This window comes from Acetobacter sp. DmW_136, from assembly GCF_008690365.1.
Taxonomy (GTDB): domain Bacteria; phylum Pseudomonadota; class Alphaproteobacteria; order Acetobacterales; family Acetobacteraceae; genus Acetobacter; species Acetobacter oryzifermentans.
Map to the genome: position 1 here is coordinate 20,471 of NZ_VHON01000007.1, position 25,712 is coordinate 46,182.

The following is a 25,712-nucleotide window of genomic DNA, read 5'->3' on the forward strand; positions in this document are numbered from 1 at the left end:
GTTACATTCCCAATGCACGCCGATACACGTCGAGCAAGGTTTCCTGCTCCTCGACCTCAACCGGTTCCTGCTTGCGTAGGCGGATGATCTGGCGGATCACTTTCACATCGAACCCGGCAGACTTTGCTTCTGTAAAGATATCCTTGATATCGCCGGATAGAGCCTTGCGCTCTTCTTCCAAGCGCTCAACGCGCTCAATAATGGACCGCAGACGATCTGCAGCAATGCCGCCAACATCGGCTGTTTCATTGTGATCTTTTGGAAATTCAGACATCAGATTTCATCCATCAGGTAATATTCTACAGGCGGCTGGATGCGCTGTATCCCGGCTGCGAGAAGCACTTCGTCGGTATATCCATTGGCCGTTTTGGCATTGTGTTGCTTGCAGAGTGCTGAACGAGTTATTCCAACCTTGCTTGCAAAGGCGGATTGTGACCCGGCCTTGTTGATTGCGCGGTCAACAATCCTGAATACGTCAGCATCATCCATGCTGTTCCCGCGTTTCATTCTCTACACTCCCGCTCCAAAATATCTGCCTTTTCCTGCAACCGATCCGCCTTGGCATTCAGCCATTGGGCAAGCTCTCGGAAATAGAATGCTCGATTGAGCGCACGGCAGGCACGCCAACGGGTGATGCTGATGTGCCATTGGAGGAATAGTCGCCCCATTTGCGATCCCATTCGTCACTTCTGGCGCGATACAGGGCGGCCTGATGTTCAGACCGCGCACGCATCTGCGCCAGATGATTTCGGTAAAGCCGTTCTACATTCAGGAAAATGTGCGCTGGAATAACGCTCCATTCCCCATAGAACAGCCGTTTGATTTGCCCTTCCGTCAACCCGGTCTTGCGGGCGATGGAAGCGAACGATTGCTTCAGGCAGGAGCGTTCTCCGGTTGCGTCAACAACCTCACGCAACTGGCACTGAACCTGCCGTGCAATAGCTTCAGGCGTCATGTCGTGACCCCTTTCTGCTCTCACGGAAAACTTTTCTCTCTCCACGGAATTCATCCCTGCCAAATTCACAATTGTTGAGGTTGTGAACTGGAGAAACGATGAAGAGGGAGACTGAATTTGGAACTGTAGAATTCGGGGGAACATACTCCCCCGATTTGCTGAACGCCTGCGAGGCTGTTCCAGACTTGCCGTTTGGCACACCATACATCTGGAACTCTATTGTACGCAGCGCGATAATCTGGGCGCAGCTCAACCCCCACGCTACCATAGGGCAGCGCGTGCTGTTGCTACAGGATGTAGCTAGAAGTTTGGGGATTGATGCGTCTTGCATTGGGTAACTTACCAGCCCAAACTAGACGCATACGAATTGCACTTAATGCACAAAAAGCGGCATTTATGCGGGGTCGTAAAAACAATTCCGCACCGAATGCAGGGGCGCGTACGGGAATCAGTGTTGCCTTTGGCATTTGCCTTGTCGGCTTTTTTCTCTTTCCACCTATGCGCCCTTCCCCGCAGCTTTTCGCCCTGCTTTTTCCGGCTGTCTTCCCAACGCTTTTTTCTGGCGGCCTCAGAAATAACCAGAGATGCGCACGCCTTATATTGGCAAGCGCCCGGCGTACGGTTGAGCGTGCGGCTGATTTTTTCCCAGCTATCCCCGGCATTTGCCATGCGCTCAAGGATCTTCACGTCCGCCGAAGTCCACGCCGCCATTATAGGCCACCGTCTGTACGGGTATGCGTACAAGGCTGCATGACCGTCTGAGCGTCTGGGACTACCGTTTCAGTGCGTGAGGGAGTCGGAAGCTCCGAGCCGCGAGTATTTTCTTTTTGAGAGGAATCTTTTTTATGAATACTGAAGTCCCAGTCTCCCGTGAAGATATGATCTGGAGCGTTTTTCTTGTTTATGCACAACTTGATGGAAAGGTTAGCGGAGAATCCTTCATTAAAGGATCCGCTGACCGGGCTTATATCGCTGCCGCGCTTAAAGACGCTGCCAATGCGGTTGATGAAGCCCTTAAGCGTGACCCCAAACCCAAGCGCGACTACGCGAAGCTGGCACAAAGAGTAGCGCGGTAAAGCTTTCTGATCTTTCTTGCATAGCCATTCATGCAGAGCCTCTGCGACTGATATATGGACCTCTGGTTCATATGAATAATCGCAGAGCGCTTTACGGGCCTCCTCCAGGGCATATTTGCGTAATTCAATACTCACGACCGTGCCTCCTGTGTGGAGACGCGTGAGATAGCCAGCAGCGGAGTTTCCGCAAACATGAAGCCAATTTGCGTATCCACTGACGGGAAAGAGCGATTAAACATATCGTCAAAATGAGAAATCGAAACTGCGTTGGCGAGTAACGCACCAACCTTGTCGATATGTTGCCTTAGACGGGGCATATGCTTCTCCCTCAGCACCTGATGATGCTTGTGAGCGCGTACATGCTCCTCATCCGCTGGGTTAGCGCTGCGTATGGCGTCCAAGCCAAGCGCTCCAAACAGGAATTGGTACACATAGCGATTGATGAAATGAGAGCAATTAGAGTGATTGCCGATTGCTGGGCGGCGCAAGCCAAGGACACGATGCAGTTCAATAAAGAACGTGGCAGGGTATTCCCGCTGCCACTGGCGCACCTGTTCGTTAATCAGTTGAAGGCGGAAGAATTCAGGAAGTAGCAAATGCCGCTCTGTCTTACGGCGAAGGTCAACAAAAGCCTTGGTCAGAAGGATGGCTATTTGACGCGCTTCCGGGGTATCCGCCCGGTAAGTCATGTGGACGGCCTGCCGCTCTGTCAGCCAGTAGATTTTTTCGGGGCGGCCGCCAGAGGACTTTTGCATCGCAGTGGTGCAAAAGTCGAGTTTCCTTATATCATCAAGATTTTTCCGAATTGCATTTCTGAAAGCACGGACGGAAGAGTATCCAAGGTGCTTGGAAAGCTCCACATCGCTGATGCGCAGTTCACCATCAGCCTGCCGCTCAATCTTGAAAGGAATGATCTCGGCAGTCATTGGGCTGCCTCCTTCACAGGAGTGCGCCTTAAGGAAGCCACGTATTTTTTGGCGGCCTCCATAGAAGACAACGTGACATTCCCCTGACGAAGTCTCTGCATGAATTTCGGATGAACCCCAGCTCTTAAACTAAAGGCGCGATCAGAGAGAGACATCTCTTTCTGAGTAGCCTCAATCTCTTTCAGAAGTGAATCTCGTATCGACATGAGACATATATGTCCCAAAATAAGCGCAGAAGCAAGGACATTCTTGTCCCGTGAAAGCCAACTGATTTCAGGGCATAATTGTCCCATGAAAAAACAGGCAGAAACATTAGCTCAAGCTATAGAAGAGGCGATTCAGTCGCGCGATCTGTCCGCGCGCGTGGCAAGCTTGAACGCAGGCTTAAGCGAGTCAGCTATCAAGCATATCTTACGAGGAACGAGTGGAAGCCCTAAAGTGGACACCCTCGCCCGGATTGCTCAATCGAATAACATTCCCTTTTTCGTTTCTTTCGATGGGCATGGATTTATCCCCGGCAGCATAGACAGGGACGGGTCTCACCTTATTCCTTCTTCGCACCCGCCTGCGCAGGCTCTCGATAATGCCGAGGAGGCTGCTTGGGTCGGGCTCTGGCGAGACATGAACGAGAAGCAAAGGCGGATAGCGCTTGCGATGATACAGGCTGCCATTGATACCGATGCCGCCTAACCCTTCGCCAGTGATTCTGTCTACCCGTGCCATTCGGGCAGTATGTCAGAACGAAACAGGAACATCAAGGCGGCAATTATCGACTGTGCAGCATAAAATTTACAAATATGGGAGATATGATGGAAAACAACGAACACAATGGCATTCCCCCGCACCTCACAGTTGAGGAGCTACAGAAGCTCGTAAGTTCTATAGCATTTGATACAGCTCGCTGCCTACACGCCATTCGGGTTACGATAAGAAATTTTCATAATTATAACAATGAATTAGAAAAAGATTCAGTTAATATAAAACGGTATAATGACGGGATGGATGGCCTTTTAAACACAATAGAATTTTTAAGAGGCATCAAGAAAAATGGTTAATACTATAGATTTGGACGGGGAGCGTATTAAGAGAATTGAATCTCAGAATGGTAGAAATTCATTTGCTTCTGGCGGTGGGCCGCCACATGATTCAGATATGGAACGCCGAGTATCTAAACTTGAAGATAAAATGGATAGCGCCCAGAGCACTCTGAATGAGATTCAGATCACGCTTGCTCGTATGGAGGCTAGTATCTCCACAAAAGATGATTTGTCTCCTATTAGGGCGGATATAGTTGCGATCAAAACCTCCCTAGATGCAAAAGCTACCGCTTCGTCTATGGCTGAGCTTAAAGGCAGAGTGGATTCCCTGCCGGGGATTGCAAAGATTTCTGCCGCAGTGGCACTGATTGGAGCCATTCTGAAATTTTTCCCATGGATATTTAATCGCTAACTTAAAAGCTCGTTTTGCGGTTTGTTGGGATTTTTCGCCCAATCCCTGCCCTTTTCTCGCCCATTCGCGGGCACACTCACCTGCCAACCTTCTCTTATCCAATAAGAGGGTATGGCCATATGAAACGCATTCCTTACTACGTGATCGACATTACTAGGCAGGCTTTCTCGCTCCTCTCTGTAGCTAGGTGGTTTGGTGTAGAACGCATGATGGCTTACGCTCCCCAACGGTAATCAGGCCCATTTTTATCCCGCCCGTAACTGGGCGGGATATTTTTTGTCTGATATGGGACATTTTTGTCCTTGCGCTACGCTTCATAATGAGACATATATGTCCCATCACAACCGAACAGGCGATGGGCAATGACCGATACAGTCGAGCAGACGGCTCCCGAAGAAACAAACACGGCAATGATTACGCTGACGATGCTCCGCAAGTGGGGAGCGTGTCAGGATGGAAAATCATGGTTTAGCGATAAATTCCCGCAGGGCGCAGAATACGGCGAAACACTGACCGCACTTTATGCCGATAAACGCTACGAAGATGCTCGCTGGTTATCCAGTAAGGTTTTTGACAAGGCATTTTCTTCGGAAATTATCGCGTCTGATATCAATGCCATTATCAAATTGACGGAAGATGCTGAGATAGATGCCAACTCCAGTGGCTACAATGCCCAGATTGGCTCCAGTGGCAACTATGCCCGGATTGGCTCCAGTGGCGACGATGCCCAGATTGGCTCCAGTGGCGACGATGCCCAGATTGGCTCCAGTGGCTACAATGCCCGGATTGGCTCCAGTGGCGACGATGCCCAGATTGGCTCCAGTGGCTACAATGCCCGGATTGGCGCATCGGGAGAAAACTCCGTTGTTGCATCAGCGGGAATTAACTCCCGTGTGAAACTCGGAGAAAACGGATCAGCCTGCATTGCATGGCATGACGGAAAGCGTACGCGCTTTACAGCAATATATGTAGGCGAGGACGGCATTAAATCAGGAATTTGGTACAAGATTGATGATAGCGGAAACGCCGTTGAAGCGGAGGCCGCATAATGTCCGGGACACTCCATAAAGATGGCATCCCAGAACGCATCGGAAGCGGTGCGCGGGATATTTATGATTTCCTGAAATACACCATTCTCGGTCAGTGCATCGTATTCTTTGCGTTTTTCTACACCCTAATGTTTGCGGCACTTTGCACGGATACAGGCCTCAAGGTCGTGGCTTTTCTGGATATGGCAATGGCTGGCGTTATCGCGATGATGGTGGGTGTGTGATGGGCGAAGCCAAGTTTACGCCGGGGGTGTGGGGTCCCTTCGACAACGGGAATTTTTGGGAAGTTGAGCCTGTCTCAAATAAATATAGAGGAGGAATTTGCCATATCCATGATGCGGAACATATCGGCGGAATTTCTCAGGTCGAACAAGTGGCCAACGCCCGCCTAATCGGCGCCGCGCCTGAGCTTTATGAGGCTTTGGATAACATCATTACAGCCACACATAACGGATTCAACATACACCAAAATTCTGTGCTCATCGTGGAGGCTCGTGCCGCCCTCGCTAAAGCGAGTGGTGAAACATCATGACAAAATTTGTATGGGAAGAAGGCAGCAAATGCCCCAACGCTGGCTGCTCTGGACATCTCGTATTCAGCTATCCAGAAGGAGAGTGCCGTTGCCATCTTTGTGCGCCATGTAGCATCTGCACTTCTTCATTTCTGATCTGCGACACATGCAGAGAACGGGAGCAAGAAGATGAGCGGCAGCAAATGCCCATTATGGCGCTCCGGTCGATCGGCATTGGCTCTAAGCTTTATTGCAAAAACCCATCCAAAAATCTCGGCAATGGCAAGCGCATATATGACTACGACTATGATGCCAGTTCCGGAAGCACGATGGTGTACAGGGGGAAATACGAAGGCCCTGTAACCGCGCAGGACATCATTGATGCGCTTGGAGACGGCACATTCGGGCATCGCGACCTAACGCTTTATGGCAACAAAGAGCGTGGGGCCTTCACTTACACGAAGATTACCGATTGATGCCCCCGCACTTCCCGGCTCGCGGGCCGGGTCTTGTGGCCGCATTGGCCGAATGTTTCTCCATACAGGAGTAAGTAATGTCACAATCAATGACAATGGGCGGTTACCCAGATGGGATGCGCGGCGGGATTGGTATCAGCCCGTATGCAGCACCTAAAGTTTTCCAGCGCAAGAATAGCTTTGCGGGTCATAAAGCTTCACAGGATGCAAAAAGTCTTAACCGTATCGCATCCATTCTTCGTGATGCAGCAAGCAAGATTTCAAAAGAAGTCGCGCTCCTGAATTACGCGAACACAGAAGCAGATGTCGATGGTGCACACTGCACAGGAATGTCCTGCCTGGACGTTGCTCCTGCCCTAGAGGCTATGGCCGAAGAAGTCGAAACAGACGATGTGCGCCATGCTGAGATTGCCGCAGGAGAAGATGTATGAGCGCGTGGAACGAGCATGAGGCAGCCGTGCACTCGCTACTCCTGCAACATATCCCGCATGAAAAACGCGACATTGCAATGCGAGCGCTTTCCAACCTGACGCGCGAATACGTGCGCCTAGAATTGCAGCACCGCGATGCGGTGGAAGCGGTGCGGCGTGTGCATCCGTTTCGTAAGCTGGAGGCTGCGTGATGAATGAAGTTATGACACGCCCTCAGGAGGCGCAAAAACAAATGGTCGCACCAGACCAAGGTGATCAGCTTCTTTCCATTATCACTCAAGCGGCCAGCAACCCTCAATGCGATGTGGAAAAGCTCCGTGCGCTGCTGGATATGAAAAAGCAGGTCATGGAAATAGATGATCGCAAAGAATTTAGTGAGGCCATGTCTGCCGCTATGGGTGAAATGCCGCAAATTTTTAAGGCTGGCATCAAAGAAATGAATGGCAAAGGTTCGTATAGGTTTGCGCGCTGGGAAGATATGGATAGTGCCATCCGCCCCGTATTGTTGCGCCACGGCCTGCGTCTGTCTTTTACCACAGAGAGAACAGAAGGAAATTATATCCGTGTCATTGGCAGGATAACGCATGCCAACGGCCAGTTTCAGGAATCATCCATGGAATTGCCCATTGATAATGGGCCCGGAAGAACGGAAGTTCAGGCGCGAGGTTCAACTATTTCTTACGGCAAACGGTACTGCGCAGAAATGTTGCTCAACATTGTCCGTACAAACGAGGATAATGACGGCGCATATACCCCGCAAAAACAGGAAATAAAGTTAATCACACCAGAGCAAAAAGATGAGCTTGTGGGCCTTTTGCAAAAGTCTGGAGCCAATACGTCAGCATTTCTCGCATATTTCCACTGCAAAACATTGGATGGGATGCCTGAAAATGCATTTGGTCATGCCAAGACGAAGCTGCTGCAAAAAATAAACGGGAGCAGCAAATGAAAATCCATAATGTAGAACAGGGTTCGCAGGCATGGCATGACTTGCGCCTTGGTATACCGACAGCATCAGAATTTTCCCTGATCCTGACTAAGACTGGGAAACCATCCGATCAAGCAAAGAGGTATGCAGCGCGCCTAGTCGCTGAGATTGTTCTCGGACGATCAATGGATAAGGATCTGTCGCATGTTGAAGCGGTGCAGCGCGGGCATGAACTAGAGCCCACTGCTGCATTGGCTTATGAATTTGCGACAGACCTCAAGACAGAACGGGTTGGATTTATCACAAATGATGACAGCACGATTGGAGTAAGCCCAGACCGTCTGGTCGGTGTTGATGGACTTGTGGAAATCAAATGCCCGATGCCTACTAATCACATCCTGTACATGACTATGGGTTTTGAAAAGGATTACTACATTCAAGCCCAAGGGCAGTTACTTTTCGCTGAGCGGGAGTGGAATGATCGCGTTTCATATAGCGATGAATTACCAATCTATATCGAGCGAACATATCGAGATGAACCATTCCTGAAGAAGTTATCTCAGGCTCTCAAAGACTTTCACGAAATGAAAATGGAAATGCTGCACAAAGTTCGTGCAGCTCAGATTGAAGGGATGGCTGCGTGATCCTCTTTTTTGATACAGAGACAACTGGACTTCCAGACCGGTACACTCCCTTTAATTCCGACCGGCAGCCGCATTGCGTGCAGCTTGCAGCCCTGCTGACAGAAGATGATGGAACGGAACGCGCAAGCCTGAACCTGATCGTCCACCCCGATGGATGGGAGATACCGGAGGCCGCAGCAAGGGTTCATGGAATCACAACGGAAATGGCGCAGCGTTGCGGTGTGCGTGAAGCGATAGCCGCAGCGGCCTTCTATGATCTAACCAAAAAGGCCGACTTGCTTGTCGCGCACAATATCAAATTCGATGTGCAGATCATCGACATTATGTTTGCACGTGTCCCGCGCGGTTGGCGCCTGCTGGGTGAGAAGTTCTGCACAATGGATGCATCCGCTCCGCTGGTAAATCTACCACCGACAGAGCGCATGATTGCCGCAGGGATAAATAAACCCAAGGCCCCAAAACTGGAAGAGTGCGTCAAGCATTTCTTCAATGAAGAACTGATAGGCGCACATGATGCAATGGTAGATGTTCGAGCCTGCGCTCGTCTGTTCTTCCATCTGCGGGATGTAAAAGGAGCCGCAGCATGGCCAAAAAACTAAAAATCCTCGGCCCCTACACGCCTGATCATAAAGGGCCGTTCTGCACGCGGGATGGACAGTCAGTGCGAATTATAACGCGGAGTGCTGGCGGCCACGCGTTCCCTATCGTCGGTATCATAAATGATGATGACACCCCCGATTGTTGGACGTTGGAAGGGCATTTCCTTTCACATTCCGAAGATACATTAGATTTGATGAATGCCCGCGAAGTGATACCGGGAGAAGGCGAATGAGTATTTACCCAAAAGTCATAACAAAAGCACCTACGCCTATAACAGTTAGGTTTGATGAGGGAGGGCCTATCAAAAAAATGGGTGAAATTGCGGGGTATGCGATGGTTAGACGCCCCAACAGCAAACCTTTTATAATGACTGTTGCTGATTTTGAATTGCTAGGAACTACTAGCGAGAATGGTTCAAAATTTCGGGTTCGATCTGGAATTGTCTACGACATAGGAGTTTCAGAATGACCAACCAGAAACCCACAGGCGTTTTCATCCGGCTGCCGTTGAGTGATGTGCAGATCATGAAACTTTATAACCCCAATGGTTCGGGGAATGAAAATCTACTCGCTATTGGTACGCCTGTTGTGAGTGGAGAAATTAGTGGAATTATCCACAAACTTATTTCAGCAGGAATTAGAAAGGCGCTGAAGACTACTTGGGAGGGGGGAGTATTTGCCATGCATGCAAAATCTGATCTTCTTGCTCAAGAAACCATTACTGAAATGCCATGCGCCCTCGCTGCCCTCGCCCAGCGTGATGCAGAGATTGTGCGGTTGCGGGAGTATTACGAAGCATCTGAGGCAATTAACCAGGTTGGTATTTTGGGAGCGACACCTGAAATGTTCGACCGTGAAAACATCGCCCGCAAAGCCCTGAAAGGCCCGGACGCATGAGCGAGGGATTGAAAGCTTGTCCGTTTTGTGGAGACGCACACCGGTTGGTTGCAACAGTTACGGATGAAGTCAGCGCATTGGTACTTAACAACTGGGTCTCTTGCGAAAATTGTGATGCCGAAGGGCCGCTTAAGAAGTCACGGATTGAGGCCATCACCGCATGGAACACCCGCGCAGGAGAGGAGGCGTGAAACATGAAAAATATTGCCGCGGCTGCGGATCATCAGAAACAAATCGGATTGCTGCTCTTGCACGCGGAGCAGTGAATTGCTGCCCAGACCGGGGCATAAATGACGTAATCGAAAATAAGCACGGCATACCCGCTACATCTGCTGACCCGGAGGCATGGAAAAATGACTGATACCAACTGGCCCGACCCAAATCGCCCCGGTGTGCCGATGTTTCCTGATGTTTCTGCTCGGCATGTTCTGGATAATAAAAGAAGAAAATCTCTAAAATTAGTTTTTTGGGATCATCAACAGGAGCATTACTGTACAGAGATTGGCTATCTCACGCCACTAGAAATAGTCAGTATGGACTGGGGATATTATGCTCCAGCCCTTACCCCTGCGCAGATAAACGAGATGCTGGCGGCGGAACGGGAGCGGTGCGCAGATAAAGTTAGCGAATACGCCAAGGCAGAGAGGCATGGAATAGTGGCGCGCCATGCCCTGAAAACTGCTGAGAGTGAAATCCGCAACCTAGGATCTGCGTCATGATCTATTTTCTATGGGCATGGTACGCCACCACACTATGGATTTTAGTGGCGGTTATAGACGATAAAGCGGAAATGAAAGCAGCATTTATAGGGGTAATATTGGGGCCATTTCTTTTCCCCGTGGTTTGCATATTACACGTATATATCAGCGAAAAACGCAAATGGGAAATCAGTAATTGGTATCGTGATAATTGGCCTCCAAGAGAATATGAAATCCTAACAGGAGAAACCGCGTCATGAGAACGAGAGAGGAGCAGATTAACGAACTCGTTGACGCACTAAAAAAGCCTGTGTGTCGCCCAGATTATTCCATAGAAATCCTAAAAATGTGGATAGAATCACATATCAGAGAAGCAGAACTACGCATACGAACGGAGATCGGGCGCGATAGTGAGCGGTTGGATTTTCTGGGTAGTGGCTGTTGCGATGTGCGGTTTAGAGCAGAGCCAATCGCAGACACCGGAGATGCAGATACCTATTGCGATATTATAGAGCACTACATGGCCGATCCAAAAGAACGCGTTATCGGTAGTGCTGAAACAATCAGGGCAGCCATCGACGCAGCGCGGGAGGTGGGGTGATGGCAAATCCTGACCTATTTGGTTTCAAAAAACCCAGAGCGCCACGCCGTTTTTTAGCTCATATGATTGATGTGGGGATTGGTGATTGCATTCCCCACGACAGAAATCTGACGCAGATTGCTCAGTTCAAATGCCATAAATGCGGCTGGGAAAGCGATTGGGTTTGGATGGAAAATGTCACAGCCGTAAAGCGTGGAATACCTTGCGAAAACTGCAATCAGGAAAATAAAAATGACTGACCCACGGATTGAGGCGGCTGCGCGGGCTCTATACGAAAACACCGTTGGTTTAGAGTGGCCTCGAGACGCCGACGATGAAACCAGGGCAGACTATTATGAAGATGCCCGCATCGCCCTCGCAGCAGCAGACGCGGCGGCTTGGAGGCCGATTGAGACGGCTCCACAGGACGGAACCCATATTCTCGTTCCGATGAAATTTATTGGCGCAGATGTGGTTTCTTATGAATTGGGGGCATGGAGAGAAACAACAAATATGTTGCGCCTCAAGGATGAGCCAACCCACTGGCAACCCCTGCCCGCTCCACCGACAGGAGGCGGGAATGGGTGAAGCGTTATCGTTACCGCCTAAAATGATGAGCGTGTCAGATGTTGCTGAGCGATGGTCTGTGTCATCTCAAACTGTCCTAAATATCATTAAACGTGGGCAGTTAAGAGCAATACGAATTGGGTCACGCTACCGAGTCCAACCTACTGCTGTTTACGATTACGAGAGCACACAGTGTCACGCCCCAAGTCAGATACCCCCACATACAGCCTCTGCAACCGTGGCGGGAAATACTACGTCCAATGGTGGGACGGTAAACAAAGCAAGCGCCTTTCGCTTGGGACAACAGATCGGGAAGAGGCAAAACGCGCACTAAGGCAGTTTATGGCTGGTGTAGATTCACCAGCCGCCCCTGAATGCCCGATTATATCTGATATTTTGGATGGCTACATACAGGATCGCACCGGGCGCGTCCGGAATATCTCCTCAATACAATATGCGTGCGCTGCCCTCAACGAGCATTTTGGCGATCTCCGGCCAGCTCACATTACCACTCAGGTCAGCCGGAAATATGCGCAGAAAAGACGCGCCCAAGGACGCCGAGGCGCAACTGGACACGGCAAGCCGTTGAGTGATGGCACAATTATTAAGGAGATTGTCACTCTACGCGCCGCCCTACGTTGGGCTGTCAATGAGCGCTGGATACAGACAGCTCCTAAAGTAGAAGCCCCACCATCGCCTCAGCCAAAAGAAAGGTGGCTCACGCGCGCTGAAGCTAAAAGACTTGTGGAAGTCACGGAGACGCCTCACGTCCGCCTTTTCATTCAACTTGCTCTGTACACTGGTGCACGTACAAGCGCGATTCTGGAGTTGCAATGGGGGCAGGTTGATTTCGAGCGAAATGTCATCAATTACGGTGCTGGCTCTGGCAACAAAAAGCGAGCAATCGTACCGATCATACCAGAGCTGCGAGCCGTCCTATGGGACGCCGCGACGATTCGTACCCGCGATTATGTGATTGAATTTAGAGGTGGCCCTGTGGCCAGCATCCGCCACGCCTTCCGTGAGCGCGTCAAGGCGGCAGGACTTAAAGATGTGACCCCTCATACTTTGCGGCACACCTGCGCTACATGGATGGTAATGCAGGGCGTGCCGTTTGAGATGGTCGCCAAATTCCTGGGCAATAGCGTGGATATGATAGAGAGGGTCTACGGCCATCATAGCCCTGATTGGCTCCGCAAGGCCGCGACCGCACTATCAGGATTTACCGGGTGAGAATCGGTGTTTTATGCTCGGCCAGAGGACGAGAAAACATCATTTCCATTTTGCGAAACTGCCGTTTTTTGGCATTTTTATTATCCCAAAATGGCAGTTTTGAGCGGCCAATAGAGTTTTGGTAAGGGAGAGGTCGACAGTTCAATCCTGTCCAGCAGCACCAGTCTCTCCCTTAATACTTTATAAGAATTGCTGTTTCTGTGCTGCGTTGTGCAAAACAGGAAGCTGTTCGCCTTTAAGGTGGCCACCCTTACCACCTTAAATCTGCCTTGCCAGATGCCGGAAAATGGCATCTCCATTTTCAAAAAACTTCTCTTTACTGAACTTTTCCAGCACAAATTGCCTTGCGTTCTGACCAACCTCAGCAAGCTGCCGTGGCTGCGCAAGAACTGTTGCCAATGTATCGGCCAACATAATCGGGTTTTCTGGCGGCACCTTCCACCCGGTTACATTTTCTACAATAGACCGATCCATCTCCCCCACATCACTGCCAATAACAGGCAAGCCTGCCTGCATGGCCTCATGCATGGCGATACAGAACCCTTCGCGCCGAGATGGCTGAAGATAAAGATGCTGGGTGTATAGAAAATCCTGCGATGAAGATGCAAAGCCTGAAAAACGAATATTCGTGAGCTTTAATTCTTTTGCCATCTGCTCAAGATGAGCCCGCTCCTGCCCTTCTCCTGCAACAGTCACTTCAAACGCAGGCAAGGATGTATAGGCCTGAAGGCGCTTAAGGGCTGTGCAGAGAATATCGTAACCTTTGGCAACATGCAGCCGCCCAAGTGAGCCTGCACGAATCACCTCTCCCTGCGTCCAAGGCTGTGCTGGCTGAATATCCGGCAAAGCTTGAAAAACCGGCCAAGACATAACTTTATTTGCCGACAGTTTGAGGCGTGCGCGCGTAATATCTGCCACGCATTCCGAATCACATACCCATAATTTTGAAAGCGATTTGGCTGCCCGTAAAAGACGAATATTTCCCGGTTTCAAAAACGCATTGTGTTGCCAACTGATAACCGGCACCCGCAAGCTGCGCCCAACTTGCTGCCCGATCAAAGTAGAGCGTGTTAAAGACGTCCAAATCTGGGTGGGTTGCCACGCAGCCAGTTTACGGCGTAACCATAAATATGCTTGGAGATGATCGCTTTCTCCACCTTCTCTAATGTGTATATCCAGCCCCGCAGCTTGGAGCGCTGGCTCTGCCCGTTTATCCCGTGGGGTCAGCACAAAAACGCCAACATCACACCCACGCGCACGAAAAAAACCCGTAATGGAAGGCACCATAGCACCCGTGCCACCACCTTCTAGCGAGTTAATAACGTAGGCAATTTTTTTAGGGTACAGCACGCCATCAGCTCCTGCGCAGAGAAACACTAAAACCCATCTGTTCAGAACTGATTAGGTAAGCAAAAAATTGTTTCCAGTAAAAAGGCAGCACCTTCAAACTTTGAAAAATGCTGCCTTGGCAAGATTATCTGTGACCACCACCAGGGCCACCACCGCCACCGGGACCGCCATGACCACCCGGACCACCACCACCGGGACGACCGCCGCCTCCGGGGCCGCCAGGGCCACCACCTGGTGGGCGACCACCACCACCGCCTGGGCGTGGGCCAGGGCCAAAGCCACCGGGGCCACCATGCCCACCGGGTCGGCCACCGGGGCCAAAACCTGGGCGAGGCCGCGGGCCTCGGCCACCACCGCCCCAACGGCCATAACCATAATAATCATCATATACGGGGCCATAGCCTGAATACCCGTATGGATAATACAGGCCGCCATCACCATAATAGGGGCCACCACATGCGCTTAGGCTGCACAACAGCCCCAAAGCAGACAGTTTTAACGCCAGTTTTTTCACGGTAGCCTCCTTATCGGTCTATCAGGCTGAACCCCCAACCTTCACCAGAACATGATGTTTTTTACCAGCAGAAAGTTTGATGGCTCCATCCACCATATCCTGCTGTGTAATCAGCCTATTTTCATCTTGTATCACATCATTATTAAGGCGCGCCCCGCCACCTCGTACCAAACGCCGAGCTTCCCCATTTGTTTTAACCAACCCTGCTTCTGCAAACAGGCGAAAAACTGGAATGCCTGCGGCCATATCGGCCTCTGCCACTTCATGCACCGGCAGATCTGCCGCAGCTACGCGGCCTTCTTCAAACGTCTGGCGGGCAGCTTCTGCCGCAGCCAAGGCCGCATTGCGTCCATGACATAGAGCCGTTGCTTCTGTTGCCAGAACTTTCTTGGCTTCGTTAATTTCCGCGCCTTGCAGGGCTTCCAGACGTGCACATTCTTCAAGCGGTAGTTCGGTAAACAGCCGCAGAAAACGGCCTACATCTGCATCTTCCGTGTTGCGCCAGAACTGCCAGTAATCAAACACTGGTAAACGTTTTTCAGAAAGCCACACGGCACCGTTGGCTGTCTTGCCCATTTTGGCGCCAGATGCCGTTGTAAGCAGTGGTGTAGTTAGCCCCATAACGCTCTTCTGGTCTGTGCGGCGCACCAGTTCCACACCAGAAATAATGTTGCCCCATTGATCTGACCCGCCAAGCTGCAACACGACATCCATGCGGCGGTTCAATTCACGGAAATCGTAAGACTGAAGAATGGAATAGTTGAATTCCAGAAATGTCAGCCCCTGCTCGCGCTCAAGGCGATTTTTTACGGAATCAAACGCCAGCATGCGATTGATGGAAAAATGCACCCCCACATCACGCAGCAGGTCAATATAGGCCAGCTTGTCCAGCCAATCTGCATTGTTCACAAGCACTGCTTCTGATGCACCAGAACCAAAGGTGAGGAACTGGCGCAAGCAACCTTCTATACCGGCCAGATTGGTCTGAATGATATCTTCCGTCATCAACCTCCGGGCTTCTTCCCGGAAGGATGGATCACCAATACGGGCTGTGCCGCCACCCACCAGCGCTATTGGCCGGTGGCCGTGTTTTTGCAACAGCCGTAACATCATAATCTGGATAAGGCTGCCAACGTGCAGGCTATCTGCCGTAGGATCAAACCCGATATAGGCCGCCACGGATTTTTCTGCCATCAGCGCATCCAGCGCATCGGCATCCGTGCACTGGAAAATAAAGCCGCGTGCAGCGGCCTCCCGCATGAAAGAACTCTTAAACCCGTTCTCGACCATTTATCCTGTCCCTTCTCTCCGGCCCCTGTCTGCAGGGCAGAACCAGCAGACAGACGCTCTAGCATGAGAGAGCAGAGAACAGAAACACTCAGCCCAAAAGCATTTGGCTGAAAAAAGCCTTAAGCTGTGCCGCCTACGGTCAGGCCAGTCATTTTAAGGGCAGGCTGGCCCACCCCAACCGGCACGCCTTGCCCAGCTTTACCGCAGGTGCCGATACCGGGGTCTAGCTCCAGATTGCCGCCAATCATGGAAACCTGTGTCATGGCCTCCGCCCCGCTTCCAATCAGGGTAGCACCTTTTACAGGCGCCGTTACACGGCCATTTTCGATCAGATAAGCTTCAGATGCGGCAAACACAAACTTGCCTGAGGTGATATCCACCTGCCCACCCCCAAAGTGCACCGCGTACAGGCCACGCTTTACGGAGGAGATCATTTCCTCCGTTGTAGAAGACCCGGGCTGCATGATGGTGTTGGTCATGCGCGGCAAAGGCATATGCGCGTATGACTGGCGACGCCCATTTCCTGTAGGCGCCATGCCCATCAAGCGTGCATTCAGCCTGTCCTGCAGGTACCCCTGCAAAATACCGTCTTCAATCAACACGGTGCGGCCTGTGGGCGTGCCTTCATCATCAATAGTCAGGCTGCCGCGCCGGTCGGGTAGAGATCCATCGTCCACAACCGTAACGCCGGGGGAAGCCACACGCTTACCGATGCGCCCAGCAAATACGGATGTGCCTTTGCGGTTGAAATCCCCCTCCAACCCGTGGCCAACGGCCTCATGCAGCAAAATGCCGGGCCAACCTGCGCCTAACACAACCTCCATGGCACCTGCTGGTGCGGGTTGTGCTTCTAATGCAACCAATGCTTGCCGCAACGCTTCATCCACAGCGCCCTGCCATGTTTCTTCATTCAGCAAGCGGTTGATCTCATACCGGCCACCTAGCCCGTAACTTCCGCTTTCACGCTTGCCATCATGTTCCACCACAACAGAGACATTCAGCCGCACCAAGGGACGCAAATCTGCCGCACGTGTGCCATCGGCCCGCATGATCTGCACAGCCTGCCATTCCCCCGAAAGGGAGGCCATAACCTGCACCACACGATTATCTTTGCCTCGCGCATAGGCATCTATTTTTGAAAGCAGGCCAGAACGTGTTGCAAAATCGCTATCACCCAGCGGGTTGGCGTCTGTGTAAAGCCGCTGGTTGGTGGCCCGTGGCGGTGATGCCATCTGGCCTGAGCGTCCGGCACGCACGGCGCTTACAGCATCTACAGCACGCAATAAGGAAGACCGGCTGAGTTCATCCGAATGGGCAAAACCCGTTTCTTCCCCCAATACAGCGCGCAGACCGAATCCGCTGCTGGTATTAAAGGATGCCGAACGGATAACACCATCGTCCAATGCAATGCCTTCACTTTCTCTGTATTCCAGAAAAAGTTCACCATCCTCCATTCCGGCCAATGCCGTTTTTGTCAGCTTTTCCGCATCATCTTTATGCAGTTGTGCATTTGGGCGATGAAAAAACAGCTGGTCCGTAACGGCGAGAGCACCCGGATGCTGAGAGGAAGAAGACATGCACGACAACCCTTCAGGAAGAAATGGCCACACCGTAATGGCGCATACACAAAACATAGGAAGTTAAACCGCCACGTAAACCCGGCATGGCTGGCTTTTCCGTAGTAATTTTGGCTGGGCCCGGCTTATACGCCAGGCAATTCATTTACAGTTACAACGCGCCAGCCCACGTCCAAACGTTCCAGAATGGTTAGCGCCAGATTCTGCACGGAAAAATGAAGTGCTGTTTCCGCATGAATGCGCAAGGCATGGGCCAATGCCGCACGCACTACGCCACCATGCGTTACCGCTATAATATCCTGCTGCGCATATTTTTCTGCCAGCCTGTCCAGCAAGCGGCCCACGCGCGCGCAGACATCAATCATGCTTTCACCCTCTGGCGGACATTCTGTTGCCCCAACAGCCCAGAACGGATGCGGTGCAAGATTAAGATACTGGGGCAGTTCCTCATAAGGCAGGCCCTGCCATGAGCCCAGATTCTGTTCAATCAGATCTGGCTCTACTGTCAGCTTGGCGGGGCCATAGCCAGCTTCCTGCACGGCCTGCGCTGTGCGTTGTGTGCGAGATAACGGGCTTACAAGCCAATGTGCTGGCTTAGGCAGGCGTTCTGCCAAAGCCCGATACATAGGGCGTTGTGCAATAAGGCTATCGGGGCACAAAGGCACATCCATTGCGCCGTACATGCACATACGGGCATTTTCTTCCACCAATGCGTGGCGGATCAGCCAAAAACGCGTAATACCCGGTGCCAATTTAGGGCCATCCAGAAAATGATCCTGAGATGAAGGTAAAACTTTGGGAAGGTCTCTTATTTCGTTCATAAAGTGTGTTGTGCGGCCAGCTAACTTGTGACGCAAGAGCCGAAATGGTGCCCCCTACAATGCAACAGGAAGCAATACTTCCGCCTCAACATCCACCACGTTTTCAGACTGCGCAGAAGCCGCCTTTTCCTCCGCTTTCTGCAAAAATGGCCAATAGCGCAGGATCAGGGAAATCTTTTCCATGACATATTGAACATTTTGTATCTCCTGATCCAGATACGTTTGATACGCCATACCTGTAGGCATATCTGACCCAGAAATATGGCGGGCACTAACAGAAATTCTTAAAGCACCCGCCATTTGCCCGCGCACCTGTGCATAAGGCACAGCAACAGGTTGCCCTAGCTGATAATTTCTGGCCATAATCTGATACACAGAATCTGGACAGCCGAATGGCAGATAGCCAGAGATATCCTGTTTTAACCACACATGTAGCTGGCGACATTCCTCAAGGTTTAAGACGGGAGTCATGCCGCTATTACCCCCACCATTGATCAGAAAAGAAAAAATGGTTTGCTGTTGATCCCACGCATCGGGCAGAGCGCTCCGCTTTGCAAAGGTATCTGGCAATAGCTCTATTGTCTGATCCTGCTCCAGAATATGGCGTATTCCACCCAGAAACTGCCCCAAGCGATGGATTTTTTCTGTGGCAGGCACGTCAGAAAAACGTTTGATTTCCGCACATGCACCAACCCAGCGCAGCAATAGCCCCAAATTAAACCCATTGTTTAAAGAAGCTGTTGCCTTACAGGCGGGCCATTCCGCCTGATTAAAATAGGCTACCAGCCCTGATGGCAACACAGCATGATCCAGCCGTTGCCGCCACGCTTCTGGCAATAACAGTGCCCCACAAAACGCCGGGCCTGTATAAAATTTGGAACCCGTAACCATAACAGCCCAGCCACGCTGCAAATAGGCCTTGATACGCTCAGGCATCAGGCGCGCTTGGCAAGCATCCACCACAACATCAATCTGACCCGGATATGTATGGCAAAGCGCCTGCACGACCTGCATATCGGGAACAAGCTGGCCCGTTTTAGAGGTATCCAGCAAATAAAGCAGCACGCGTTGCCCGGCCTGTATGGCTTTATGAATCTGCTGCTGACAAATATGGAAAATATTTTGCCGAGAATTCAGCTCGCCATTTTCGGTGCGCAATGGAGCTGTTACCAACTGTGTGCCTGCTGGAAACCCAGATATCTTCTCGCTTTTGCGAACACGGAAACCCAATGCAGTTGTGCTTGCAAAATGCCGACCTTGCGTTGCCAATGGCACACCGCTGCCGGTTTCTTCCACACCTGCCAAAACCACACCTACGGCAGGGTTAACAACCAAAGAAAGAGCCAACGCAGCCAGCACGGAATCCGTACCTGATGGCGCTAAAATACAGTTATCTGGTTTTTCAACACCGTAATATTGCGCCAAAAAGACCTTGGTATCTGCTTCAAGCGCAAGCAATGGCACTTCTGGAGGCTGCACAAGCATCTCCCGCACCAGCCCCAGCCGACATTTCTCCACAGCATTAAATGCATGCAAAGACGGCGATGAGGCCGTGGAAGAAGAATACTGTCCGCCTGTTACAGAAGGACTATAGGTGCAGCCATAACGATTCTGATGGGTTTGAGGATTAAGGCCGAGTCTTTCATCCCCACCTTCTGCCATAAGCACGTCAGAAGATCCGAGATAAGGCCAGACGCGCTGCACCCACTGGCAAAAATCATTAACATTTTCAGTTTGACCAGAAAAAACCTGCGGATCGTTTCCTACCTGAAATACAGAAGATAACTGCTGTTGGCATACCTGCTGCAACCATTCCATATCAGGCAGCCTATCTGCTGCCAGCGCTTCCACCCATCTTTCCGGGCAGTTTTCTACAGGCCCACCAAAAATCTTCCACCACCGCGCCGCACTGCGGGCGCAAGCTACCCAAATGCGATTTAAATATTTCTTCACATCATGCGCAGGCAGGCTATTCAGCAGAAAAGCCAATTCCAGCGCCATGCGCCCATAAAAAGAAATTTGTTCTTTATTTTCCAGAAACAGTTTCCCAAAAACCGGCGTCCATGCTCCATTGTGTTGCTCACAAACAAACGGTTTTGATTGCTCTGGTTTTCCAATAACAGGAGAGGAAGCAGCCAGAAATGCCAGTTCCGGAACCATATGCACCCACTGCATTGGATCTGTTTGGCGGGTTCCTGTCATTGAATTAAAAACACCCTCATTTATAGAAGTTCTACCTCAATTAGACTGTGTATATTTTTGTCTAACGGGTGAGATATCCTTCTCTATCCAGATTTGCATAGAAAAAACGTAAGAATGCTGGAGAATTGCTTTCTTCTCCCATATGACTGATAAGCTGTTATCAGGCAATTATATCATTCTGGTCTTGAAGAACGACATAGCATGCGCATCTTATTAACCGGTGGTTGTGGGTTTATCGGGTCTGCCGTTATTCGCCACATCATACACAATACCTCACATTCTGTCCTGAATGTTGACTGCATGACTTATGCAGCTTCTCCTGAGACAGTTGAAGACGCCCCAGAGAGCGAACGCTATACGTTCTCACAGACCAACATCATAGATACACCTGCGCTGGAAAAGCTGTTCAACAGTTTTAAACCAGATGCAGTTATGCATCTGGCGGCGGAAAGCCATGTTGATCGCTCCATTGATGGGCCGGGCGTCTTTATCCAGACAAATGTGGTGGGCACATACTCCATGCTGGAGGCCGCCCGCAAATACTGGATGACTCTGGATAAGGAAGCGCAAGAAGCCTTCCGCTTTCATCATATCTCCACGGATGAGGTTTTTGGTGCACTCGGCCCCAATGATCCGCCGTTTACCGAAACAACGCCGTATGATCCACGCAGCCCATATTCGGCCAGCAAGGCATCTTCCGATCATCTGGTTCGGGCTTGGTATCATACCTTCGGGCTGCCCACTTTTGTCACCAACACGACAAATAACTACGGCATCTGGCATTTTCCTGAAAAACTGATCCCGCTTATCACCATTAACGCCATTGAGGGCAAAGAACTGCCCGTATATGGCAAGGGTGACAATGTGCGTGATTGGCTGTTTGTGGAAGACCACGCAGAAGCTCTGGTGAAAGCCGTTGAAACGGGTAAACCTGGTGAAACCTACGCTATTGGCGCCCGCCAGCCGCGCACCAATCTGGAAGTTGTGCAGACAATCTGCCGCATTCTGGATGAACTCTCTCCAGATGCCGCAGGCCCACATGAACGGCTGATCCGTTATGTAACAGATCGCCCCGGCCATGATTTCCGTTACGAAATTGATCCTTCCCACGCAGAAAAAGCGTTGGACTGGAAAGCCAAGCATAATTTTGAAACCGGCATCCGCCGCACTGTCCAGTGGTATCTGGACAACCGCGCGTGGTGGGAAAGCATTCGCGCCCGCCGCTATACTGGCCAGAGACTGGGAACCACTGCTCCATGATTCAAAAACCTGCTACTCCTACCCCCATGAAGGGCATTCTGCTGGCTGGCGGATCTGGCACGCGGCTTTACCCCATGACACTGGCAGCCAGCAAACAGTTGCTGCCAGTTTATGATAAACCAATGGTCTATTATCCGCTTTCCACGCTTATGCTGGCAGGTATCAAGGATATCATGATCATCAGCACCCCGCTGGATCTGCCGCAGTTTAAGCGCCTGCTAGGAGATGGCTCTCAGTTTGGTGTAAACTTTGAATACCGTGTCCAGCCTTCACCAGATGGTATTCCACAGGCCTTCCTGATTGCTGAAGACTGGCTACAGGATGCACCTTGCGCATTGGCTCTGGGTGACAACCTGATCTTTGCCGATCACCTCAGCGCTTCCTTGCAAAAAGCGGCTGCACGCCCACAAGGCGCTACTGTTTTTGCTTATCAGGTACGTGACCCCGAACGTTATGGGGTTGTTTCCTTTGATGAAACAGACCGTGCGCTTGATATTGTGGAAAAGCCCACCAACCCACCTTCAAACTGGGCAGTAACTGGCCTGTATTTCTATGATAACCGTGTGTTGGATTTTGCCAAAAAGGTAAAACCTTCCGCACGTGGTGAGTTGGAAATTACAGATCTAAACCGTTTTTACCTGGAAGAAGGCAACCTGCAAGTTGAGCGTCTGGGCCGTGGTTGCGCCTGGTTGGATGCGGGTATTCCCGACAGCCTGTTAGAAGCCAGCCAGTTTGTGCACACCATTCAGGCACGTCAGGGCATGCTTGTCGGTTCTCCTGCAGAAGTGGCCTTCCGTATGGGGTATATTTCTGCCGATCATCTTAAAGAACATGCCAAACGCATGGGTAAAACAGAACTGGGCCGGGTATTGTTCAACCTCGCTTCATCTGAAGGTGCAGGCCACTAAGGCCTGCTTTTTCCTTTCCCCTATAGCAACGCAGGAGTTTCCCGCGCATGAAATCCGAACGCCTTGCCATTCCCGATGTTATTCTGATTACGCCACCACGCTTTGGTGACAATCGTGGGTTCTTTTCAGAAACCTACAATATCGAACGCATGCGCGAAGCAGGCATTACGGAACCTTTCGTGCAGGATAACCAGAGCCTTTCCCGCCAGAAAGGCGTTATCCGTGGCCTGCATTGCCAGCTTGATCCGTTTGCACAGGGCAAACTGGTACGTTGCACCCGCGGTGCCATTTGGGATGTTGCCGTAGATGCGCGCACAGGCTCCCCTACTTATGGCAAATGGGTTGCGGCTGAACTTTCTGAAGAAAATTGGTCTCAGCTCTGGATTCCACCTGGCTTTCTTCACGGCTTTTGCACCCTGACTGAAAATGCAGAAGTGCAATACAAATGCACGGCTCTTTACAGCAAAGCATCTGAACGCGCCGTTATCTGGAACAGCGCGGAACTCGGGATTGAGTGGCCCGTTAAGGCTGAGGATGCCGTATTGTCTGAAAAAGACTTGCTGGCCCCAGAATTTTCAGCAGCCAAGGGATGGTTTCAGTATACGGGGAAAGAAGGCTAAGCATGAGCATTCTGTCTGAAACTGGCGGCCCTGTTCTGGTAACTGGCGGAAAAGGCCAACTGGCAACATCTCTGGTAAATCTCGGTGGCCCGCGCATCCGTTGCGTCGGCCGTCCTGATTTTGATTTTGAGCGCCCTGAAACACTTAAAGCTACGCTAGACGCCATCAAACCGGTTGCTGTGGTAAACGCCGCAGCATGGACGGCTGTTGATCTGGCAGAAAGTGAACCTGAAGCCGCAGCTCGTGCCAATACAACGGGGCCAGAACTGCTGGCCCGCCTGTGTGCAGAACGCGGCATACCTTTTATCCATGTTTCCACAGATTATGTTTTTGCTGGAGACAAAGGCGCACCTTATGTGGAAACAGACCCTGTTTCTCCACAGACTGTTTACGGCAGCACCAAAGCTGAAGGTGAACAACGTATTCTGGCGGCTGATCCGCGTAGCATCATTCTGCGCACCTCTTGGGTTTATTCAGCGCACGGGAAAAACTTTGTGCGCACAATGCTAAATGTTGGCGCCAAAAACCCAGCCTTGAAGGTTGTGGGGGATCAACGCGGCAACCCAACCTGTTCAGATGATCTGGCGCAGGCTATTCTTTCCATTCTGGCCACTATTGAAAACACCGGCTGGAAAGATGAATACGCAGGCATTTACCATGCTTGTGGCACGGGTGAGACAACGTGGCATGGTCTGGCCGAAGCCGCGCTACAAAAAGCGGCTGAATATGGCCAAGCCAAACCCACCATTACAGCCATTCGCACAGAAGATTGGCCAACCCCTGCCAAGCGTCCGGCTGATTCCCGCATGGATAACAGCAAACTCGCGCACGTATTTGGTATTCAAATGCCGCAATGGCAGGAAAGCGTGAACAAGGTGGTACACCAAATCTTCACCACACCTTCCTGACACCTCTCTGGGGAAACAGGCGGCCCCAGAAGGTTATTTCAATCAATACCGCCTGACAAAATACAGAAGTGAACAGTCAGGTGCAGACACCAAACGTGCAACACGGGATGGATCTTCCCCAATCTCAGGAAACCGTTCCTGTTGCCGTTTTACTTTCTGTTTACAATGGTGCTGCATTTTTAAATGATCTGCTAACATCTCTTAAACAGCAAACGCATACAAACTGGGTTCTGCTGTGGCGAGATGATGGATCTACAGATGCAAGTATCGCATGCATGCATCAGTTTACCATGGATGTCGGCCATCAACGTTGCAGGCAAATTACGTCATCCCCTGCGCATGTGGGGGTTGTACTTTCTTACGCAACACTTCTGAAAGATGTGCCCGCGGGCTTTTTTGTTGCCTTCTGTGATCAGGATGATGTCTGGTTTCCGCATAAACTGGAACGTGGGCTCACAGCGCTAACAACCACCCAAAAACCTGCGCTTTATTGCTCACGCCAACGCTTAACAGACACCAAGCTGCGCCCAATCAGCATTTCACCGCAGTTACCGCCAAATCCATGTTTTCAAATGGCATTAACGCAGAATATTGCCACAGGCTGCACCATTATGCTTGCCCCCGCGGCGGTCTCCCTCTTGCAAGGCAGCTTTCCACCGCCAAATCATATTTTGCATGATTGGTGGGCTTATCTGGTTGTAACTGGCGCAGATGGCACAGTTATTACAGACAATCAGCCCACACTATTTTATCGCCAGCATGATAATAATGCCGTGGGCGCACCTGCCTTATTTACGCAACGGGCATTAGCCGCCCTTCGGCGCGGGCCTTGGCAGTTTATGTCTATCTTTCGGGATAATCTGGCCTATCTTGGCAAACAAACTTACCTTTCAGCAAACAACCGCCATTTTTTAGATGCATTACAGAGAGTGCTGTCACAATCAGGTATAATAGGAAGATGGCACAGATGGCAGATGCTACAGCACTCCCCCAAACTGCGTAGATATACTTGGCCGGAACAAATTATTTTCAGGCTGTGGTTTCTGCTGGGCTGAATAATATCTCGTAGTTTTGAGATTGGCTTTGCGCTTTTCCATTACCGATAGCGTGCAAACAAAACATTATGAGCAAGATAATGTGCTCAACACCTGCATTTTCTTTACACCTTCCTTAACAAAACCACGTTCCAGTGCTTCTGCTATAAAGCTGTTCACGATAGATTACCGCTACTGCTAAAACCGAA

The 25,712-nt window shown here is 50.9% G+C and carries 40 protein-coding genes; 30 read left to right on the plus strand and 10 right to left on the minus strand.

Going from position 1 to position 25,712, the window contains the following annotated elements; translation table 11 throughout:
* Position 1 precedes the first annotated feature (1 nt).
* From FKW31_RS03030 to FKW31_RS03040, 3 genes are read right to left on the minus strand one after another with little or no spacing between them, the layout of a single operon-like run.
* On the minus strand, positions 2-274 hold the full coding sequence (locus tag FKW31_RS03030) for a GapR family DNA-binding domain-containing protein (RefSeq protein ID WP_150177618.1): 273 nt from the start codon (positions 272-274) through the stop codon (positions 2-4).
* Positions 274-507 carry a helix-turn-helix domain-containing protein gene (locus FKW31_RS03035; protein WP_150177620.1) on the minus strand — a complete coding sequence of 78 codons (234 nt, stop codon included), beginning with the start codon at positions 505-507 and terminating at the stop codon, positions 274-276. Before FKW31_RS03035 ends, FKW31_RS03030 begins: the two co-directional genes overlap by 1 nt.
* 58 nt (positions 508-565) lie before the next feature.
* Positions 566-955, minus strand: a complete 390-nt coding sequence (locus FKW31_RS03040; RefSeq protein ID WP_150177622.1) for a hypothetical protein — start codon at positions 953-955, stop codon at positions 566-568.
* Positions 956-1,053: 98 nt separating this feature from the next.
* Between FKW31_RS03040 and FKW31_RS03045 the strand changes: the two genes are divergently transcribed.
* Both FKW31_RS03045 and FKW31_RS03055 read left to right on the plus strand, forming a co-directional pair.
* Positions 1,054-1,293, plus strand: a complete 240-nt coding sequence (locus tag FKW31_RS03045; RefSeq protein ID WP_150177624.1) for a hypothetical protein — start codon at positions 1,054-1,056, stop codon at positions 1,291-1,293.
* A 507-nt stretch (positions 1,294-1,800) separates the two neighbouring features.
* Positions 1,801-2,031 carry a hypothetical protein gene (locus tag FKW31_RS03055; protein ID WP_150177627.1) on the plus strand — a complete coding sequence of 77 codons (231 nt, stop codon included), beginning with the start codon at positions 1,801-1,803 and terminating at the stop codon, positions 2,029-2,031.
* A gap of 131 nt (positions 2,032-2,162) precedes the next feature.
* On the opposite strand, the gene FKW31_RS03060 is transcribed toward FKW31_RS03055, so the two are convergent.
* Complete coding sequence (locus FKW31_RS03060) at positions 2,163-2,957, minus strand: P63C domain-containing protein (RefSeq protein WP_238332729.1); 795 nt, start codon at positions 2,955-2,957, stop codon at positions 2,163-2,165.
* A gap of 291 nt (positions 2,958-3,248) precedes the next feature.
* Between FKW31_RS03060 and FKW31_RS03065 the strand changes: the two genes are divergently transcribed.
* From FKW31_RS03065 to FKW31_RS03175, 23 genes are all read left to right on the plus strand, one after another.
* A complete protein-coding gene (locus FKW31_RS03065; RefSeq protein WP_150177629.1) occupies positions 3,249-3,647 on the plus strand; it encodes a helix-turn-helix transcriptional regulator in 399 nt (132 codons plus the stop codon).
* 26 nt (positions 3,648-3,673) lie between these two features.
* Entirely contained in the window at positions 3,674-4,012 is a 339-nt protein-coding gene (locus FKW31_RS03070) for a hypothetical protein (RefSeq protein ID WP_150177631.1), read from the plus strand.
* Positions 4,005-4,406: a hypothetical protein gene (locus FKW31_RS03075; protein ID WP_150177633.1), complete on the plus strand. Its 402-nt coding sequence runs from the start codon at positions 4,005-4,007 to the stop codon at positions 4,404-4,406. The genes FKW31_RS03070 and FKW31_RS03075 overlap by 8 nt, the downstream gene beginning before the upstream one ends.
* 362 nt (positions 4,407-4,768) lie before the next feature.
* On the plus strand, positions 4,769-5,455 hold the full coding sequence (locus FKW31_RS03080) for a hypothetical protein (protein WP_150177635.1): 687 nt from the start codon (positions 4,769-4,771) through the stop codon (positions 5,453-5,455).
* The gene (locus tag FKW31_RS03085) at positions 5,455-5,679 is read left to right on the plus strand and encodes a hypothetical protein (protein WP_150177637.1); all 225 of its coding nucleotides are present in this window, start codon (positions 5,455-5,457) and stop codon (positions 5,677-5,679) included. Before FKW31_RS03080 ends, FKW31_RS03085 begins: the two co-directional genes overlap by 1 nt.
* Positions 5,679-5,987, plus strand: coding sequence for a hypothetical protein (locus FKW31_RS03090; RefSeq protein WP_150177639.1), 309 nt, complete (start codon positions 5,679-5,681; stop codon positions 5,985-5,987). Before FKW31_RS03085 ends, FKW31_RS03090 begins: the two co-directional genes overlap by 1 nt.
* Positions 5,984-6,442, plus strand: a complete 459-nt coding sequence (locus FKW31_RS03095) for a hypothetical protein (protein WP_193562033.1) — start codon at positions 5,984-5,986, stop codon at positions 6,440-6,442. Before FKW31_RS03090 ends, FKW31_RS03095 begins: the two co-directional genes overlap by 4 nt.
* A gap of 77 nt (positions 6,443-6,519) precedes the next feature.
* On the plus strand, positions 6,520-6,873 hold the full coding sequence (locus FKW31_RS03100) for a hypothetical protein (protein WP_150177641.1): 354 nt from the start codon (positions 6,520-6,522) through the stop codon (positions 6,871-6,873).
* Positions 6,870-7,064, plus strand: coding sequence for a hypothetical protein (locus tag FKW31_RS03105; RefSeq protein ID WP_150177643.1), 195 nt, complete (start codon positions 6,870-6,872; stop codon positions 7,062-7,064). The genes FKW31_RS03100 and FKW31_RS03105 overlap by 4 nt, the downstream gene beginning before the upstream one ends.
* Positions 7,064-7,822, plus strand: coding sequence for an ERF family protein (locus tag FKW31_RS03110; RefSeq protein WP_150177645.1), 759 nt, complete (start codon positions 7,064-7,066; stop codon positions 7,820-7,822). Before FKW31_RS03105 ends, FKW31_RS03110 begins: the two co-directional genes overlap by 1 nt.
* Positions 7,819-8,445: a lambda exonuclease family protein gene (locus tag FKW31_RS03115; protein ID WP_150177647.1), complete on the plus strand. Its 627-nt coding sequence runs from the start codon at positions 7,819-7,821 to the stop codon at positions 8,443-8,445. The genes FKW31_RS03110 and FKW31_RS03115 overlap by 4 nt, the downstream gene beginning before the upstream one ends.
* On the plus strand, positions 8,442-9,044 hold the full coding sequence (locus FKW31_RS03120; protein WP_150177649.1) for a 3'-5' exonuclease: 603 nt from the start codon (positions 8,442-8,444) through the stop codon (positions 9,042-9,044). The genes FKW31_RS03115 and FKW31_RS03120 overlap by 4 nt, the downstream gene beginning before the upstream one ends.
* On the plus strand, positions 9,029-9,277 hold the full coding sequence (locus tag FKW31_RS03125; RefSeq protein WP_150177651.1) for a hypothetical protein: 249 nt from the start codon (positions 9,029-9,031) through the stop codon (positions 9,275-9,277). Before FKW31_RS03120 ends, FKW31_RS03125 begins: the two co-directional genes overlap by 16 nt.
* Complete coding sequence (locus FKW31_RS03130; protein ID WP_150177653.1) at positions 9,274-9,513, plus strand: hypothetical protein; 240 nt, start codon at positions 9,274-9,276, stop codon at positions 9,511-9,513. Before FKW31_RS03125 ends, FKW31_RS03130 begins: the two co-directional genes overlap by 4 nt.
* Positions 9,510-9,941 (plus strand): hypothetical protein, encoded by a 432-nt coding sequence (locus tag FKW31_RS03135; RefSeq protein WP_150177655.1) that lies wholly within the window; start codon positions 9,510-9,512, stop codon positions 9,939-9,941. Before FKW31_RS03130 ends, FKW31_RS03135 begins: the two co-directional genes overlap by 4 nt.
* Entirely contained in the window at positions 9,938-10,132 is a 195-nt protein-coding gene (locus FKW31_RS03140) for a Lar family restriction alleviation protein (RefSeq protein WP_150177657.1), read from the plus strand. The genes FKW31_RS03135 and FKW31_RS03140 overlap by 4 nt, the downstream gene beginning before the upstream one ends.
* 162 nt (positions 10,133-10,294) lie before the next feature.
* Positions 10,295-10,660 (plus strand): hypothetical protein, encoded by a 366-nt coding sequence (locus FKW31_RS03145; RefSeq protein WP_150177659.1) that lies wholly within the window; start codon positions 10,295-10,297, stop codon positions 10,658-10,660.
* The gene (locus FKW31_RS03150) at positions 10,657-10,899 is read left to right on the plus strand and encodes a hypothetical protein (protein ID WP_150177661.1); all 243 of its coding nucleotides are present in this window, start codon (positions 10,657-10,659) and stop codon (positions 10,897-10,899) included. The genes FKW31_RS03145 and FKW31_RS03150 overlap by 4 nt, the downstream gene beginning before the upstream one ends.
* Positions 10,896-11,240: a hypothetical protein gene (locus tag FKW31_RS03155; protein WP_150177663.1), complete on the plus strand. Its 345-nt coding sequence runs from the start codon at positions 10,896-10,898 to the stop codon at positions 11,238-11,240. Before FKW31_RS03150 ends, FKW31_RS03155 begins: the two co-directional genes overlap by 4 nt.
* Positions 11,240-11,479 (plus strand): hypothetical protein, encoded by a 240-nt coding sequence (locus tag FKW31_RS03160; RefSeq protein WP_150177665.1) that lies wholly within the window; start codon positions 11,240-11,242, stop codon positions 11,477-11,479. The genes FKW31_RS03155 and FKW31_RS03160 overlap by 1 nt, the downstream gene beginning before the upstream one ends.
* On the plus strand, positions 11,472-11,807 hold the full coding sequence (locus tag FKW31_RS03165) for a DUF551 domain-containing protein (protein ID WP_150177667.1): 336 nt from the start codon (positions 11,472-11,474) through the stop codon (positions 11,805-11,807). The genes FKW31_RS03160 and FKW31_RS03165 overlap by 8 nt, the downstream gene beginning before the upstream one ends.
* A gap of 25 nt (positions 11,808-11,832) precedes the next feature.
* Positions 11,833-12,120, plus strand: a complete 288-nt coding sequence (locus tag FKW31_RS16645; protein ID WP_370513043.1) for a helix-turn-helix domain-containing protein — start codon at positions 11,833-11,835, stop codon at positions 12,118-12,120.
* An 8-nt stretch (positions 12,121-12,128) separates the two neighbouring features.
* A complete protein-coding gene (locus tag FKW31_RS03175; protein WP_150177671.1) occupies positions 12,129-13,019 on the plus strand; it encodes a site-specific integrase in 891 nt (296 codons plus the stop codon).
* Between the two features lie 258 nt (positions 13,020-13,277).
* On the opposite strand, the gene FKW31_RS03180 is transcribed toward FKW31_RS03175, so the two are convergent.
* The 6 genes from FKW31_RS03180 to FKW31_RS03205 all read right to left on the minus strand — a co-directional run bounded on the left by FKW31_RS03180 (position 13,278) and on the right by FKW31_RS03205 (position 20,773).
* Complete coding sequence (locus FKW31_RS03180) at positions 13,278-14,369, minus strand: glycosyltransferase family 4 protein (protein ID WP_193562034.1); 1,092 nt, start codon at positions 14,367-14,369, stop codon at positions 13,278-13,280.
* Between the two features lie 124 nt (positions 14,370-14,493).
* Positions 14,494-14,883: a hypothetical protein gene (locus tag FKW31_RS03185; RefSeq protein ID WP_081461414.1), complete on the minus strand. Its 390-nt coding sequence runs from the start codon at positions 14,881-14,883 to the stop codon at positions 14,494-14,496.
* A 21-nt stretch (positions 14,884-14,904) separates the two neighbouring features.
* Positions 14,905-16,173, minus strand: coding sequence for a tyrosine--tRNA ligase (gene tyrS, locus FKW31_RS03190; protein WP_006115601.1), 1,269 nt, complete (start codon positions 16,171-16,173; stop codon positions 14,905-14,907).
* 119 nt (positions 16,174-16,292) lie between these two features.
* Positions 16,293-17,750 (minus strand): metalloprotease TldD, encoded by a 1,458-nt coding sequence (tldD, locus tag FKW31_RS03195; RefSeq protein WP_150177675.1) that lies wholly within the window; start codon positions 17,748-17,750, stop codon positions 16,293-16,295.
* Between the two features lie 125 nt (positions 17,751-17,875).
* Positions 17,876-18,571: a histidine phosphatase family protein gene (locus FKW31_RS03200; protein WP_035353066.1), complete on the minus strand. Its 696-nt coding sequence runs from the start codon at positions 18,569-18,571 to the stop codon at positions 17,876-17,878.
* 54 nt (positions 18,572-18,625) lie between these two features.
* Positions 18,626-20,773, minus strand: a complete 2,148-nt coding sequence (locus FKW31_RS03205; RefSeq protein WP_150177677.1) for a GMP reductase — start codon at positions 20,771-20,773, stop codon at positions 18,626-18,628.
* A 201-nt stretch (positions 20,774-20,974) separates the two neighbouring features.
* Between FKW31_RS03205 and rfbB the strand changes: the two genes are divergently transcribed.
* From rfbB to FKW31_RS03230, 5 genes are all read left to right on the plus strand, one after another.
* Positions 20,975-22,033, plus strand: a complete 1,059-nt coding sequence (rfbB, locus tag FKW31_RS03210) for a dTDP-glucose 4,6-dehydratase (protein WP_006115606.1) — start codon at positions 20,975-20,977, stop codon at positions 22,031-22,033.
* Entirely contained in the window at positions 22,030-22,941 is a 912-nt protein-coding gene (rfbA, locus tag FKW31_RS03215) for a glucose-1-phosphate thymidylyltransferase RfbA (protein WP_035353063.1), read from the plus strand. The genes rfbB and rfbA overlap by 4 nt, the downstream gene beginning before the upstream one ends.
* Before the next feature lie 47 nt (positions 22,942-22,988).
* A complete protein-coding gene (gene rfbC, locus FKW31_RS03220; protein ID WP_006115609.1) occupies positions 22,989-23,561 on the plus strand; it encodes a dTDP-4-dehydrorhamnose 3,5-epimerase in 573 nt (190 codons plus the stop codon).
* 2 nt (positions 23,562-23,563) lie between these two features.
* Entirely contained in the window at positions 23,564-24,469 is a 906-nt protein-coding gene (gene rfbD / locus FKW31_RS03225; RefSeq protein WP_150177679.1) for a dTDP-4-dehydrorhamnose reductase, read from the plus strand.
* Positions 24,470-24,549: 80 nt separating this feature from the next.
* Entirely contained in the window at positions 24,550-25,524 is a 975-nt protein-coding gene (locus FKW31_RS03230) for a glycosyltransferase family 2 protein (protein ID WP_193562035.1), read from the plus strand.
* Positions 25,525-25,712 lie beyond the last annotated feature (188 nt).